Origin of the sequence: Streptomyces sp. NPDC057950, assembly GCF_042887295.1 — a bacterium.
GTDB lineage: Bacteria > Actinomycetota > Actinomycetes > Streptomycetales > Streptomycetaceae > Streptomyces > Streptomyces kaempferi.
The window spans coordinates 140,725-155,891 of record NZ_JBHVPP010000007.1 but is presented as its reverse complement, the minus strand read 5'-3'; the positions used below and the strand labels follow the sequence as shown (position 1 = coordinate 155,891).

Here is a 15,167-nt window from a genome sequence, read left to right as displayed (position 1 = left end):
GCTTCGGGGGACTTCATGAAATACGGAACGGGTATCCGCGGGGCGGCGCTGGCGCTGGTGACCGCGTCGGCAGCCACCCTGCTCATGACCGGATGTCAGCCGGGCGGGAAGGCGACGGGGCCGACGGGCTCGTCCCCGGCTCGCCCGGCCGGGGGAGCGGGGTCCTCCTCGACCACCCCGGCCACCGCCACAGCCCCGGCGACCGCCACGGCTCCGGCCACCCCCACCGCCACGGCAACCGCCACTAGGTGCGGCGCGGACCGTCTCGAGGCGTCCATGTACCAGGCCGCCGCCCGCCCGCAGGGCACCGGAACCGGCGCCGTGATCGTCGAGTTCACCAACGTGTCCGGCGAGCCGTGCGTCGTCCGGGGCCGCCCGACCGTCGCCGGCGCGGGCCAGGGTTCCCCGCAGAGCAGCCGTCCGCTCCAGGTCACCCCCACGGGCTCCGTGTCCGCGGTGCGCCTCGCGCCCGGCGGGAGGGCCTGGACGAAGCTGACGTTCGTCCAGGTCCAGGGTGAGGGCGACGGCTACTGCGTCTCCGGGACCCGGCCCGTCACCTACCCGACCCTGGTGGTCGGCCTGCCGGGCTCCGGATCGCACCAGGTCGCCCTGGAGGACGGTGTCCTGGCCGAGTGCGACGACAGGGTGACGGTCACCGCGGTGTCCCCGGTCAAGCCCTCCTGACAGGGATCTCCTGACGGGGGATCTCCCGGCGAGGGGGAACGGGGCGGACGACGGCCCCGAGCGCACGGCTGCCCGGAACCGGCGGGGCGACCACCGGTTCACGCCGGGTCGGCAGCGCTGTCGCGGTCGTTCAGACAGCTCGCGCGCCCGTCGTCGTCGAGTTCGAACGACCCGCGCGGGATGACGCAGAACTCGTTTCCCTCGGGGTCGGCCATGACCGGGAATCCGCCCGCCGCGTACTGCGGAAGGAGCCGACCGCCCGACGCTTCGACGCGCCGCCGTCCGGCGGCGGGGTCCTGCGAGGCGACGTCGGAATGGATGCGGTTCCTGCCGGCCCTCGGCTCGGTGACCTTCTGGAAACCGAGCCCCGGGCCGTCGGCGCGTGCGAGCCGGACGTACGGGCCCGTTCTCGCCGCGACGGGTCTGCCCAGCAGTTGGGCCCAGAACGAGGCCAGTCGCTCCGGATCGGCGCGGTCGGCGACGAGGTCCTCGATCTCCACGCGGGTGTCGGCCGTCCGCCGTTACTTTCAGATCTCTGTCAGCCGGACCGGCCGGGGGCCGATGCCCGGGAGGACCCGTACGGTCATGTGGAGCGGGCCCTCAGCCCGCCGCCTCCTCGCCGACGGGATGCTCCGCCGGGCCCGACGGAGCCGGGACCGCGGCTCCGGACGACGCACCGGTGGCGGCGCGAAGAGTGCGTACCTGGGGGGAGAGGAGGGCCGCGGCGGTGGCCAGGACCACCAGGGCCGCGCAGCCGGCCAGCGTGCGGCTGGTGCCGAGGGCGGAGGCGACGGGCCCCGCGGCGAGCAGTCCCAGCGGCGCCAGGGCGAGGGACCCGAACCAGTCGTAGGAGCTGACACGGGAGAGGACTTCCTCGGGGATCTCGCGCTGGATCGTGGTGGCCCACAGCACCCCGAAGACGTCCCCGGCGACGCCCGCGAGGAACATGGCCGAGGCGATCAGCCATACCGGGGCCCGCGCACCGAGCAGGGCGATCGGCACGGCCGCCGGGAAGGTGGCCAGGACCGCGACCAGGAGGGGTCGTTCGACCCGTACCCGGGCGGCGAGTCCCGCCCCGGCGACGGTGCCCAGGGCCTGGGCACCCACGATGACCGACCACGCCCGTGCCCCTCCCAGGTGATCCTCGGCCGTCATGGGGCCCAGGACCCCGACGTTGGCGTTGAGGGCCGCGATCACGATCGCGTACTGGGCGACGACGACCCACAGCCACTGGCGGGACGAGAACTCCCGCCAGCCCTCGCGCAGGTCGGCCCAGCCCGACGACCTCTTCGGAGGCCGCGAGGCCGTCCGCAGACGTGCCGTCAACATCGCGCTGACCACGAAGGACGCGGCGTTCAGCGCGAGCGCCCAGCCGGCGCCGACCAGGGCCACGGTCACGCCCGACAGCGCCAGCCCCAGGAGCAGCGAGCTGTTGGTGCCGACCCGCAGCAGGCCGTTGGCCTGCTGCAGCCGGTCGGCGGGCACGACCAGCGGAACGATGCCGTCCATCGCCGGAGCGAACAGGGAGGTCGCTGTTCCGGCCGCGGCGGCCAGCAAGCACATCGCCGTCAGCGGCGCGTGACCGGTCAGCACCATCGCCGCCAGCCCCGCGTAGGCCCCGGCCCCCAGTACGTCGGCCACCGCCATCAACCGGGACCGTGACATCCGGTCCGCGATCACTCCGCCGACCAGGATGAACACCAGCTGCGGCAGCGCCTGGCAGGCCACCACCAGCGACAGACGGCCTGGAGTGGCTCCTGGCAGAGCGAGCACCGCGAACGCCAGCGCGACGCGCGCGAAGCCGTTGCCGAGCACGGAGACGACCCGCGCGGAGGTGAGCAGCACGAACGGCCGGTTGCGCCACAGCGGTGGCGCTTGCGAGGAGACGGTCACGGCGAGGCACTCTATGCGGCTCGGGCCGACGCCGACGAGACCCCGTGAAGGATCGGGGAACCCGGCGACGCGCACCCGCTCGTGCCCGGACCGGGAGGACGGGGGAGCACACCGGGGTGCTCGGTGCCCAGCGCGAAGGCCCGTGCGCTCCTGGGAGTGCACGGGCCTTCTGTCCCCCTGGAACCGGACGTTCGGGCTCGGGTCAATGGGCCGGCGAAAGTCTGGCTCCGTGGAGCACGGCTGACGAAAAGGGGTGTGTCAGGCCGTGATCTCGGGGTTCTTGGAGAGGCCGGGAGCCGGGACGGTCTCCTTGACCTCGGGGTAGTGGCACGCCGTGAGGTGACCCTCGCGGTTGCCCTCGATCCGGACCAGCGGCGGGGCCTCCGACGCGCACTTCTCCGTCGCCTTCCAGCAGCGGGTACGGAAGCGGCAGCCGGACGGCGGGTTGAGCGGCGACGGCACGTCACCGGTCAGCAGGATGCGCTCACGGGCCGGGACATCGTCCGCCGTGGCCTCGGGGACGGCCGAGAGCAGGGCGCGGGTGTACGGGTGGCGCGGGTTGTCGTACAGGTCCTCGCGGTCGGCGATCTCGACGATCTTGCCGAGGTACATGACCGCGACGCGCTGCGAGAAGTGCCGCACGATCGCCAGGTCGTGGGCGATGAAGAGGAACGCGATGCCCAGGTCCTTCTGGAGGTCCTGGAGCAGGTTGACCACCTGCGCCTGGATGGAGACGTCCAGGGCCGAGACAGGCTCGTCCGCGACGATCAGCTTCGGCTCCAGGGCGAGCGCGCGGGCCACGCCGATGCGCTGGCGCTGGCCGCCGGAGAACTCGTGCGGGAACCGGTTGTAGTGCTCGGGGTTGAGACCCACCGTCTCCAGCAGCTCGCGCACGCGCTTCTCGTAGCCGCCGGCCGGCTTGATGCCGTTGATCTCCATCGGACCCGAGATGATCTTGCCGACCGTCTGGCGGGGGTTGAGGGAGGCGTACGGGTCCTGGAAGATCATCTGGATCTCGGAGCGGACCGGGGCCAGCTGCTTGCGGCCGGCGTGCGTGATGTCCTGGCCGCGATAGCTGATCCTGCCGCCGGTGGGCTCCAGCAGGCGAGTGATCAGCCGGCCGGTCGTCGACTTGCCGCAGCCCGACTCACCGACCAGGCCGAGGCTCTCGCCCTCGGCGACCTGGAAGTCGAGGCCGTCCACGGCCTGGACCGCGCCGATCTTCCGCTTGAAGGGGAAGCCTCCCATCACCGGGAAGTGCTTGGTCAGACCGGTGACGTCCAGGAGGGGGTTCGTGTTGCTCATGATCGTGAAATCCCGTCTCTGTTACGTCAGTGCGACCGGGTCGCGGTGTGGTCGGCGAAGTAGTCGCGGCGCTGGTCCGCGGTGAGGTGGCAGGCGGCACCGCGCCCGTCCGTGATCTCCAGCAGTGGCTGCTCGGAGGAGCACAGGCCGCTCTCGACCTTCTCCTTGAAGGTGCACCGCGGGTGGAAGCGGCAGCCGGTCGGCGGGTTCAGCAGCGAGGGCGGTGAGCCCGGGATCGGCGTCAGCGGTACGTCGACCGGGCCGTCCAGGGTCGGCATCGACCCGAGCAGACCCCAGGTGTACGGGTGCTGCGGCGCCCGCAGCACCTCCTTCTTGGTCCCGCGCTCCACGCACCGGCCGCCGTACATCACCAGCACGTCGTCCGCGATGTCCGCGATGACACCGAGGTCGTGGGTGATGAAGATGATCGCGGTGCCGAACTCCTGCTGGAGGTCCTTGAGCAGGTCCATGATCTGGGCCTGCACGGTGACGTCCAGGGCGGTCGTCGGCTCGTCCGCGATCAGCAGCTCCGGGTCGCAGACCAGCGCCATCGCGATCATCGCGCGCTGGCGCATACCGCCGGAGAACTGGTGCGGGTAGTCGTCCACGCGGACGTCTGGCTGCGGGATGCCGACACGCCGCAGCATCTCGATCGCACGGGTGCGGGCCTCCGCCTTGGAGGCACCGGTGTGCTTGCGGTACGTCTCGCCGATCTGCTTGCCGATGGTGTGGTACGGCGACAGCGAGGCCAGCGCGTCCTGGAAGATCATCGACATCTTGTTGCCGCGCAGCTGCTCCAGCTCCCGCTCGGTGGCGGTCAGCAGCTCCTTGCCGTCGAGCAGGATCTCGCCGTCGATGGCGGTGCGGTCGCGGTCGTGCAGGCCGAGGATCGTCAGGTTCGTGACGGACTTGCCCGAGCCAGACTCGCCCACAATGCCGAGCGTCTTGCCCTTGGCCAGGTCGAAGGAGAGACCGTCGACGGCCTTGACGACGCCGTCTTCGGTGGAGAAGTGAACCTTCAGATCCCTGACGGACAGGAAGGGCTGCTGATCGGTGCTCGTCACGGGGACGCTCCTGAGGGGGTGATGCCGGGGGTAGCTGTCGGGGGCGGGTTGCCCGGGGTCAGGCGAGCCGGATCCGCGGGTCGATGAGGGCGTAGACGGCGTCGACGATGATGTTGAAGAACACGATCGCGCCGGCCGACAGGATGGTGACGCCGAGCAGCATGGGCAGGTCGCTCTTGTTCACGGAGTCCACCGCGAGGCGGCCGATGCCCTGGATGCTGAAGGTCGACTCGGTGATGATCGCGCCGCCGATCAGCGTGCCCAGGTCGATGCCGAAGACCGTGACGATCGGGCCCATCGCGCCGCGCCAGGCGAACCGGAAGAAGACGTTCGCACGGGACAGGCCCTTGGCGCGGGCGGTGCGGACGTAGTCCTCGCTGAGCTGTTCGACGAGCTGGGAGCGGGTCATACGGGTGTAGTTGGCGGTGAAGATGATCGCCAGTGTCAGCCAGGGCAGCAGCAGCCCGGAGAACCAGGCGGTCGGGTCCTCGGTGAAGGGCGTGTACGACGGCTGCGCGAACAGACCCAGCTTGGAGACCAGGAAGAACATCGCGACGTAGCCGACGAAGTAGATCTGCAGCGAGGAGCCGAACAGCGAGGCGGAGCTGGCGAACTTGTCCAGGAACTTGCCCTGCTTGACGGCGGCCAGCATGCCGGCGCCGACGCCGAAGATCAGGAAGACGACGGCCGCGCCGAACGCGAGCGAGAGGGTCGTCGGCAGGCGGTCCATGATCGTGCCGAGGACGGGCTCACGGTTGGCGAAGGAGTAGCCGAGGCAGGGAGCGTTGCAGTTCCCGAAGCCGGCGTAGTCCCGCCCGACGAAGACACCCTTCAGCCAGTCCCAGTACTGCACCGGGATCGGGTGGTCGATGCCCAGGTTGTGCCGGATCTGCGCGAGCATGTCCGGCGTGCAGTTCTTGCCGCAGGACATCATCGCCGGGTCACGCGGGATGGCGTAGAAGAGGCCGAAGGTGATGGCGCTGATGATCAGCAGGATGACCAGTGCGCCGAGGACTCGGCGGACGAGGAAGCGGGACATGGGGGCGTGACTTTCCGGACGGGGCGCCGTCGCCGGGGGCGTGAAAGGAGGGGGGCCGGAGGGGGCGGCCGGGCGAACGGCCGCCCCCTTGGGTCGTACGGCTTACTTCATCGCGTAGAGCTTGGTGAGCGCGATGCAGGTGTTGCCGCTGTCGTAGACGACGTTTCCGACCTTGGAACCGTGCATCCAGTTGCGGATCGAGTGGTAGTCCGGGACCACCGCGGCCAGCTCCATGATCTGGCGGTCGACTTCGCCCCAGGCCTTGTTCGCCGCGGCGGTGTCCGTGATCTTGGCAGCCGCGTCGATGGCCTTGTTGACGCTCGGGTCGTTCAGCTGGGCGTAGTTGCTGCGGCCGTCGCCGATGTTCTTGCCGCTCCAGCAGGGGAAGAAGACCGAGTAGCCGTTCGGCCAGTCGGGGCTCCAGCCCGCGGCGAACAGGTCGAAGTCGTTGTCGATCTTGCCGATCTGGGTGTAGAAGGTCGACTTGTCAACCTGCTTGTTGACCACGGTGAAGCCCGCCGCCTCCAGCGCGTTCTTGACCGCCACGGCCGACTTCACCGCGTTGTCCGAGGCCTGGTAGGCGATGACCAGCTTCTGGCCGACCTTGCCGGCCTCCTTCAGCAGCGCCTTGGCCTTGACCGGGTCGCCGCCGGGCTTCTTGGTCACGCCGTACAGGTCGAACTTCGCGTAACCCGGGGTCACCGGCGAGAGGATCGTGGAGGCCAGCTCGCTGGTGGAGGCGCCGCCGCGGATCGTCTGCAGCTGCTGGTGCGGCCAGGCCCAGTTGATGGCCTGACGGACCTTGACGTCCTTGATGCGGGTCATGTTGATCGGCCAGTAGTACGTGACCGTGTCGACCTCGGTGAGGATGCGCTGCTTGTACTTGGCGTTGGTGAGCACCTGGGCGATGCGCTCGGGAGCGACCTCGTTGAAGATCGACATCGCGTACTGGTCGTTGCCCGAGTCCGCGATGTAGCGGTCGGTCGAGGCCAGCAGCTCGAAGCCGAACTGGAAGACGTACTTGTCCGGGTAGTTGTTGCGGATCGAGTCCGTCGCCGGGTCCCAGTGCTCGTTGCGCACGTAGGTGAGCGACTTGCCGACGCTGCGGCCGCCGATCTTGTACGGGCCGGAGGAGAAGGGACGCTTGTCGTACTTCTCCTTGGTGTCCTGCTTCTTCGACACCAGTCCGTAGCCGGGCATGGCGAGCGTGAAGTTGAAGTCGGCGCGGGCCTCGTTGAGGCGGAAGGTGATGGTCTTGCCGTCGACCTCGATGGAGGCGAGGCTCTTGCCCTCGTAGGGGCCCTTGTACTTGTCGCCGCCGACCAGCCACTGCTGGACGTAGCGGGGGCCCTCGGTGACGAAGGCGGCGAAGAGGCGCTCGAAGGTGTGGCGCAGGTCGTCCCCGGAGATCTCCGAGCCGTCCTCCCACTTCACGCCGTCCTTCAGCGTGAAGGACCAGGTCTTGCCGCCGTCCTTCATGGTGCCCGCGTCCGTGGCCGCGTCGCCGACCAGGGTGGCGCCGCCCTTTTCGTCGATCTTGTAGCCGGTGAGGCCGCGCAGGATCGGACGGGTGATGGCGCCCTCGGTCGAGACGTAGATCTGCGCCGGGTCCAGGTGGTCCATGTCGAACTGGTCGAGCGAGTAGATCGTCCCGCCCTTGACCGCGCCCTTGACCTCCGGCGCCGGGCCGGTGGAGTCGGCCTTGGTGCCGACGGGGATCTCCTGGGTCTTCGAGCCGCTGACCGAGGGGACCTTCCGGTCCGACTTGCCGCCGCCGCCGCTGCCGCCACAGGCGGTCAGGACGGTCGACGAGGCCGCGACCACGCCGGTCGCGATCAGGAAGTTTCTACGGGAAAAGGACACGGGTGAGCCTGCCTTATGTGGACGATCGGGACGGATGAGACCGGCCGCACGACACTGAACTGGCCGGGGTGGAACGGGATGGCTACCGCTTGGACTTCGGGTCGAGCGCGTCGCGCACCGAGTCGCCGAGCAGGTTGAAGGCGAGGACGAAGATCACCATCGACAGGCCCGGGAAGAGCATGAAGGTGAGGTCCTCGGTGTAGAACTGGGCGCCGCGCTGGATCATGACACCCCAGTCCGGGGTGGGGTCGATGATGCCGACGCCGAGGAAGGCCAGCCCGGCCTCCGCAGTCACGTACGCCGGGAGCATCAGCGTGGACTGGATGATGATCGGCGTCCACAGGTTGGGGAGCAGTTCCTTGAACACGATGCGCCCCGGGGAGGCACCGGTGACCTTGGCCGCCTCGATGTACTCCCGCTCCCTCAGGCCGAGCACCTGGCCACGCAGCAGGCGGGCGATCGAGGCCCAGCCGAAGGCGGAGAGCACCAGGATCAGGGAGATGGCCCGCAGGGACGTGGGGATGTTCTCGTCGGGGGCCACGAACAGCCCGTAGACCACGGGCATGAAGGCGATGAAGAACAGCGTGGACGGGAACGACAGCAGGATGTCGATGATCCGGCCGACGAAGTAGTCGGTCTTGCCGCCCAGGTAGCCCGCGGTCACGCCGATGATCACGCCCGCGATGGTGGTCAGCAGGGTGGCCGCCACGGCGATGCCCAGCGAGGTACGGATGCCGTACAGCAGGAAGGTGAAGACGTCACGGCCCAGCTGCGGCTCGATACCGAACCAGAACTCCGAGCTCATCCCGCCGTTCGGCCCCGAGGGGTAGGCGAACGCGTCGAGGAGCTCCGGCCGCTGGCTGGCGTACGTGGTGTACGGGTTCTTGCCGTACAGCTTCGCTATCAGCGGGGCGCAGATCGCGATCACGAAGAAGAAGATCACGATGTAGGCGGATATGACGCCTGTGCGGTCTCGCTTGAATCGCTTCCAGGCGAGCCGTCCCGGGGAGCGGCTTTCGGAGCCCTGGGTGGTGGAAGACGGAACCGTGGTCAGGTCGGTCTCGTCGGTCACCTCAAGCGAAGCGGCCGCGGAAGGAGTGGGGAGGGTCATGGTGCTCCAGGCCCGAGGGGGTCAACGACTCCGTAGGGCGCTCCCTACGCAGCTACGCCGGACTTTTTCAACGCAATTCATGCAAGGTCAATAAAATCTCGCCCGCCTTGGTCTTCTCTTTACTTTCTTTACCTTGCCATGACTTGACCGTAACTACGCGTGTAGCGCACTGTGGCCGTTCCGTGTCCGTAATCGGACCAACTGGGCTTATCGGGCAAGAGGTTCGATATGCGGACGCCGGAGTCTCGGAATGCGTACATCCGGGGCGTTCAATCCAACGGTTGCGCATCGAACGGTAAAGATCCATTGCGCCCGCGGTCCGGAGTGCCTGCTTCCGGATGATGTGACCACCCGGAAGGGTGGTGTGAATGTGCGTCACGTCCGTGATGCCCGGATATTGGGCGCTAAAGACATAGTGCGCCGGAGCCGTCATGCGCCGGCCGGGCGCCGTCCGTACAGCGCACTCTTGAGGAGGCACTCCATGCGTGGAGCGACGCACGCCAGATGGGCCGCGGCCGCGGCGGCGGTGGCCCTCGCGGCGACCGCCTGCGGAGGAGGAGGGGGCAACGGTGGCGGTGGCGGTGGCTCCGGAGTCGTGAGTTCCTCCTGGGGCGATCCGCAGAACCCGCTGGAGCCGGCGAACACCAACGAGGTGCAGGGCGGCAAGGTCCTCGACATGATCTTCCGCGGTCTGAAGCGTTACGACGCCAAGACCGGCGCGGCCCAGGACATGCTGGCGCAGAAGATCGACACCTCGGACTCGCAGAACTTCACGATCACGGTCAAGAACGGCTGGAAATTCAGCAACGGCGAGGCCGTCACCGCCCAGTCCTTCGTGGACGCCTGGAACTACGGCGCGAGCCTGAAGAACAACCAGAAGAACGCGTACTTCTTCGGTTACATCGACGGGTACGACAAGGTCCACCCCGACACCGGCACCCAGAGCGCGGACAAGCTGTCCGGGCTCAAGGTCACCGGCACCGACACCTTCACCGTGAAGCTCAACCAGAAGTTCTCGACGTTCCCCGACACTCTCGGTTACGTCGCCTACGCGCCGCTGCCCAAGGCGTTCTTCGACGACCACGCGGCCTGGCTGAAGAAGCCGGTCGGCAACGGGCCGTACTCCGTCGACTCGTACACCAAGGGATCGCTGATGTCCCTGCGGAAGTGGGACGGCTACCCCGGCACGGACAAGGCGCAGAACAACGGTGTGGACCTGAAGGTCTACACCGACAACAACACCGCCTACACCGACCTGATCGCCGGCAACCTCGACCTCGTCGACGACGTGCCCGCCTCTCAGCTCAAGAACGTGAAGAGCGACCTCGGGGGCCGGTACATCAATACACCGGCCGGCATCATCCAGACCCTCGCTTTCCCGTTCTATGACAAGAACTGGGACAAGAGCGGGTCGGAGAAGGTCCGCAAGGGACTCTCCATGGCGATCGACCGCGCCCAGATCACGAACACGATCTTCCAGAAGACCCGCACCCCGGCCACCGACTGGACCTCACCGGTGCTCGGCAAGGCCGGCGGTTTCCAGGACGGACTGTGCGGCGGTTCCTGCACGTACAACCCGACCGAGGCCAAGAAGCTGATCCAGGAGGGCGGCGGTCTGCCCGGCGGCCAGCTCAAGATCTCCTACAACGCGGACACCGGCTCCCACAAGGAGTGGGTGGACGCCGTCTGCCACTCCGTCAACAACGCCATGGGCAACGACAAGGCCTGCGTCGGCAACCCGATCGGGACCTTCGCCGACTTCCGCAACCAGATCACCCAGCACAAGATGTCGGGTCCCTTCCGGGCCGGCTGGCAGATGGACTACCCGCTGATCCAGAACTTCCTGCAGCCGCTGTACTACACGAACGCCTCCTCCAACGACGGCAAGTGGTCCAACAAGGACTTCGACAAGCTCGTCGACCGGGCGAACGCCGAGACCGACCGGGCCAAGGCCGTCTCGCTCTTCCAGCAGGCCGAGGGCGTCGTGCGGGACAACATGGCCGCCATCCCGCTCTGGTACCAGAACGGCAGCGCGGGCTACTCGGACCGCGTCTCCAACGTGGCGCTCAACCAGTTCAGCGTCCCCGTCTACAACGAGATCAAGGTCAGCTGAGCCGAAGGGCGGGCGCCCCGGGCAGTCCGGGGCGCCCGCCCGCCCCTATCCCCGGAGTCCTCATGGGACGGTACGTGATCCGGCGCCTGCTGCAGATGATCCCGGTCTTCATCGGCGCCACGCTGTTGATCTTCCTGATGGTGAACGTGATGGGCGACCCCATCGCGGGTCTGTGCGGCGAGCGGCAGTGCGACCCCGCCACCGCCACCCAACTGCGCAAGGAGTTCGGACTCGACCAGCCGGTGTGGCAGCAGTACCTGACCTACATGGGCAACGTCTTCACCGGCGACTTCGGGACCGCCTTCAACGGACAGCCCGTCACGGAGCTGATGGGGTCCGCGTTCCCGGTCACCATCCGGCTGACGATCGTCGCGATCCTCTTCGAGATCGTCATCGGCATCACGCTCGGCGTCATCACGGGCCTGCGCCGCGGGCGGCCCGTCGACTCGGGGGTCCTGCTGCTCACCCTCGTCGTCATCTCCGTGCCCACCTTCGTGACCGGTCTGCTGCTCCAGCTGCTGCTGGGCGTCGAGTGGGGCTGGATCAAACCCTCGGTCTCCCCGGACGCCGCCTTCGGCGAGCTGATCGTGCCCGGTCTCGTCCTGGCCTCCGTGTCGCTCGCCTACGTGACCCGTCTGACCCGGACCTCCATCGCGGAGAACCGGCGCTCCGACTACGTCCGTACGGCCATCGCCAAGGGCCTGCCCCGGCGCCGGGTGATCACCAAGCACCTGCTGCGCAACTCGCTGATCCCGGTGGTCACCTTCATCGGCACGGACATCGGCGCGCTCATGGGCGGTGCGATCGTCACCGAGCGGATCTTCAACATCCACGGCGTCGGCTACCAGCTCTACCAGGGCATCCTGCGCCAGAACACCCAGACCGTCGTCGGCTTCGTGACCGTCCTGGTCATCGTCTTCCTGGTCGCCAACCTGCTCGTAGACCTCCTCTACGCCGTACTCGACCCGAGGATCCGCTATGCCTGAGCAGCCGCCGTTCGACCAGCAGGGCGCCATCGCCGCGACCGGGATGGGCGGCGCCATGGACCTCGCCGCCAGCGAGGCCGAGACCCTGGAGAAGACCCCCGGAGGACCGCTGGGCACGGGCCCGCAGGAGAAGCCCAGGAGCCTGTGGTCCGACGCCTGGCGCGACCTGCGGCGCAACCCCGTCTTCATCATCGCCGGACTGGTCATCCTCTTCCTCGTCGTCATCTCCATCTGGCCCTCGCTGATCGCCGGCCAGAACCCCCTCAAGTGCGACCTCGCCAAGGCCCAGCAGGGCTCGCAGCCGGGCCATCCCTTCGGATTCGACGGACAGGGCTGCGACGTCTACACAAGGACGGTGTACGGGACACGCGTCTCGATCACCGTCGGCGTCTGCGCCACCCTCGGCGTCGCGATCCTCGGCTCCGTACTCGGCGGTCTCGCCGGGTACTTCGGCGGGGCGTCGGACGGGGTCCTGTCCCGGATCACCGACATCTTCTTCGCGATCCCCGTCGTGCTCGGCGGTCTGGTCCTCCTCTCCGTGGTGACCAGTAATACGGTCTGGCCCGTCATCGGGTTCATGGTGCTGCTCGGCTGGCCGCAGATCTCCCGGATCGCGCGCGGTTCCGTCATCACCACCAAACAGAACGACTACGTCCAGGCCGCCCGCGCCCTGGGCGCCTCCAACTCCCGGCTGCTGCTGCGGCACATCACGCCCAACGCGATCGCGCCGGTGATCGTCGTGGCGACCATCGCGCTCGGCACGTACATCTCGCTGGAGGCGACGCTCTCCTACCTGGGGGTCGGTCTGAAGCCCCCGACGGTGTCCTGGGGAATCGACATCTCCTCGGCGTCCGCGTACATCCGCCAGGCCCCGCACATGCTGCTGTGGCCCGCCGGCGCCCTCGCGATCACCGTGCTCGCGTTCATCATGCTCGGCGACGCGGTGCGCGACGCCCTCGACCCGAAGCTGAGGTGACCGCCGTGCTGCTCGAAGTACGCGATCTGCACGTGGAGTTCAGAACCAGGGACGGGGTCGCCAAGGCCGTCAACGGAGTCACCTACGGTGTGGACGAGGGCGAGACGCTCGCGGTGCTCGGCGAGTCCGGCTCGGGCAAGTCCGTGACCGCCCAGGCGGTGATGGGCATCCTCGACATGCCGCCCGGCAGGATCACCGGCGGCGAGATCCTCTTCCAGGGCAAGGACCTCCTGAAGTTCAAGGAGGACGAGCGGCGCAAGGTGCGCGGCGCCGAGATGGCGATGATCTTCCAGGACGCGCTGTCCTCCCTGAACCCGGTGCTCAGCGTCGGCGACCAGCTCGGCGAGATGTTCACCGTGCACCGCGGGATGTCCCGCAAGGACGCCCGCGCCAAGGCGGTCGAGCTGATGGACCGGGTACGGATCCCGGCCGCCGCCCAACGGGTGCGCGACTATCCGCACCAGTTCTCCGGAGGCATGCGCCAGCGCATCATGATCGCCATGGCGCTGGCCCTCGAACCCGCGCTGATCATCGCCGACGAACCCACCACCGCCCTCGACGTCACGGTCCAGGCCCAGGTCATGGACCTCCTCGCCGAGCTCCAGCGCGAGCTCAACATGGGGCTCATCCTCATCACCCACGACCTCGGCGTGGTCGCCGACGTCGCGGACCGGATCGCCGTGATGTACGCGGGCCGGATCGTCGAGTCGGCGCCCGTCCACGACATCTACAAGGCGCCGGCCCACCCCTATACGAAGGGCCTGCTGGAGTCGATCCCCCGGCTCGACCAGAAGGGCCACGAGCTCTACGCCATCAAGGGCCTGCCGCCGAACCTGATGCACATCCCGCCCGGCTGCGCCTTCAACCCCCGCTGCCCGATGGCCCAGGACATCTGCCGGACCGAGGTGCCTCCGCTCGCCGAGGTGGACCAGGGGGGCGGGGAACGTGCCAGCGCCTGCTTCTTCTGGCGGGAGACGCTCGACGCCGGGACCACCGGGGGAGGCCACCGTGCCTGAGGCACTGCTGGAGATCAGCGGACTGGTCAAGCACTACCCGCTCACCCGGGGAATCCTGTTCAAGAAACAGATCGGCGCGGTCCGGGCCGTCGACGGGGTCGACTTCCACCTCGGCCGCGGCGAGACCCTCGGCATCGTCGGGGAGTCCGGCTGCGGCAAGTCCACGGTCGCGAAGATGCTGGTCAACCTGGAGAGGCCGACCGCCGGGGTCATCAAGTACAAGGGCGAGGACATCACCCGGCTGTCCGGCCGGGCCCTCAAGGCCGTCCGCCGCAACATCCAGATGGTCTTCCAGGACCCCTACACCTCGCTCAACCCCCGGATGACCGTGGGCGACATCATCGGGGAGCCGTACGAGATCCACCCCGAGGTCGCGCCGAAGGGCGACCGCAGGAAGCGCGTCCAGGACCTGCTGGACGTGGTCGGTCTCAACCCCGAGTACATCAACCGCTATCCGCACCAGTTCTCCGGCGGCCAGCGGCAGCGCATCGGCATCGCGCGGGGGCTGGCGCTGCGCCCCGAGATCATCGTCGCGGACGAGCCGGTCTCCGCGCTCGACGTCTCCGTGCAGGCTCAGGTGATCAACCTGATGGCGAGGCTCCAGGACGAGTTCGACCTCAGCTACGTGTTCATCGCGCACGACCTCTCCATCGTGCGGCACATCTCCGACCGGGTCGGCGTCATGTACCTCGGGCGGATCGTGGAGACGGGCAGGGACGCCGAGATCTACGACCATCCGACGCACCCCTACACCCAGGCCCTGCTCTCCGCGGTGCCGGTGCCCGACCCGGAGGCCCGCGAGCACCGTGAGCGGATCATCCTCAGCGGGGACGTGCCCTCACCGGCGAACATCCCGTCCGGCTGCCGCTTCCGTACCCGCTGCTGGAAGGCCCAGGAGCGGTGCGCGCTGGAGGTGCCGCTGCTCGCCGTGCCCGCGGAGTTCCGCCACGCCGAGGGGCCGGCCGCGCACGCCTCGGCCTGCCATTTCGCCGAGGAGAAGCAGGTCGTGCCGCCCGAGGGAGCACTGGACGACACACCGCCCGGAACGCCGGACGACCCGCCGGACGAGCGTGCATAAGATGATAAATGCGCATCAACTTCGTTAACACGCAGGCAA

Annotated in this window: 14 protein-coding genes; 6 read left to right on the top strand and 8 right to left on the bottom strand. The window is 68.4% G+C overall.

Annotated elements, in window-relative coordinates; genetic code table 11:
• Positions 1-95 precede the first annotated feature (95 nt).
• Positions 96-278 (bottom strand): hypothetical protein, encoded by a 183-nt coding sequence (locus tag ACFVTC_RS14570; protein ID WP_390126914.1) that lies wholly within the window; start codon positions 276-278, stop codon positions 96-98.
• Between ACFVTC_RS14570 and ACFVTC_RS14565 the strand changes: the two genes are divergently transcribed.
• Positions 277-684 carry a DUF4232 domain-containing protein gene (locus tag ACFVTC_RS14565; protein WP_390126912.1) on the top strand — a complete coding sequence of 136 codons (408 nt, stop codon included), beginning with the start codon at positions 277-279 and terminating at the stop codon, positions 682-684. The genes ACFVTC_RS14570 and ACFVTC_RS14565 overlap by 2 nt on opposite strands.
• Positions 685-782: 98 nt before the next feature.
• Here ACFVTC_RS14565 and ACFVTC_RS14560 read toward each other — a convergent pair whose 3' ends face one another.
• From ACFVTC_RS14560 to ACFVTC_RS14530, 7 genes are all read right to left on the bottom strand, one after another.
• Positions 783-1,184: a VOC family protein gene (locus ACFVTC_RS14560; protein ID WP_390126911.1), complete on the bottom strand. Its 402-nt coding sequence runs from the start codon at positions 1,182-1,184 to the stop codon at positions 783-785.
• Positions 1,185-1,284: 100 nt separating this feature from the next.
• Positions 1,285-2,577, bottom strand: a complete 1,293-nt coding sequence (locus tag ACFVTC_RS14555; RefSeq protein WP_390126910.1) for an MFS transporter — start codon at positions 2,575-2,577, stop codon at positions 1,285-1,287.
• 258 nt (positions 2,578-2,835) lie between these two features.
• Positions 2,836-3,882, bottom strand: a complete 1,047-nt coding sequence (locus ACFVTC_RS14550) for an ABC transporter ATP-binding protein (RefSeq protein ID WP_390126909.1) — start codon at positions 3,880-3,882, stop codon at positions 2,836-2,838.
• 26 nt (positions 3,883-3,908) lie between these two features.
• Positions 3,909-4,946: an ABC transporter ATP-binding protein gene (locus tag ACFVTC_RS14545; RefSeq protein WP_390126908.1), complete on the bottom strand. Its 1,038-nt coding sequence runs from the start codon at positions 4,944-4,946 to the stop codon at positions 3,909-3,911.
• A gap of 58 nt (positions 4,947-5,004) precedes the next feature.
• Positions 5,005-5,985 (bottom strand): ABC transporter permease, encoded by a 981-nt coding sequence (locus tag ACFVTC_RS14540; protein WP_390126907.1) that lies wholly within the window; start codon positions 5,983-5,985, stop codon positions 5,005-5,007.
• Positions 5,986-6,087: 102 nt separating this feature from the next.
• Positions 6,088-7,848: an ABC transporter substrate-binding protein gene (locus ACFVTC_RS14535; protein ID WP_390126906.1), complete on the bottom strand. Its 1,761-nt coding sequence runs from the start codon at positions 7,846-7,848 to the stop codon at positions 6,088-6,090.
• Between the two features lie 82 nt (positions 7,849-7,930).
• Positions 7,931-8,959 carry an ABC transporter permease gene (locus ACFVTC_RS14530; RefSeq protein WP_390126905.1) on the bottom strand — a complete coding sequence of 343 codons (1,029 nt, stop codon included), beginning with the start codon at positions 8,957-8,959 and terminating at the stop codon, positions 7,931-7,933.
• A gap of 481 nt (positions 8,960-9,440) precedes the next feature.
• Between ACFVTC_RS14530 and ACFVTC_RS14525 the strand changes: the two genes are divergently transcribed.
• The 5 genes from ACFVTC_RS14525 (at position 9,441) to ACFVTC_RS14505 (ending at position 15,128) form a co-directional block, all read left to right on the top strand.
• Positions 9,441-11,072, top strand: coding sequence for an ABC transporter substrate-binding protein (locus ACFVTC_RS14525; protein ID WP_390126904.1), 1,632 nt, complete (start codon positions 9,441-9,443; stop codon positions 11,070-11,072).
• Between the two features lie 62 nt (positions 11,073-11,134).
• Positions 11,135-12,058, top strand: coding sequence for an ABC transporter permease (locus tag ACFVTC_RS14520; protein WP_390126903.1), 924 nt, complete (start codon positions 11,135-11,137; stop codon positions 12,056-12,058).
• Positions 12,051-13,034: an ABC transporter permease gene (locus tag ACFVTC_RS14515; RefSeq protein WP_329527310.1), complete on the top strand. Its 984-nt coding sequence runs from the start codon at positions 12,051-12,053 to the stop codon at positions 13,032-13,034. The genes ACFVTC_RS14520 and ACFVTC_RS14515 overlap by 8 nt, the downstream gene beginning before the upstream one ends.
• Positions 13,035-13,039: 5 nt before the next feature.
• The gene (locus ACFVTC_RS14510; RefSeq protein WP_390126902.1) at positions 13,040-14,050 is read left to right on the top strand and encodes an ABC transporter ATP-binding protein; all 1,011 of its coding nucleotides are present in this window, start codon (positions 13,040-13,042) and stop codon (positions 14,048-14,050) included.
• The gene (locus tag ACFVTC_RS14505; protein WP_390126901.1) at positions 14,043-15,128 is read left to right on the top strand and encodes an ABC transporter ATP-binding protein; all 1,086 of its coding nucleotides are present in this window, start codon (positions 14,043-14,045) and stop codon (positions 15,126-15,128) included. Before ACFVTC_RS14510 ends, ACFVTC_RS14505 begins: the two co-directional genes overlap by 8 nt.
• Positions 15,129-15,167 lie beyond the last annotated feature (39 nt).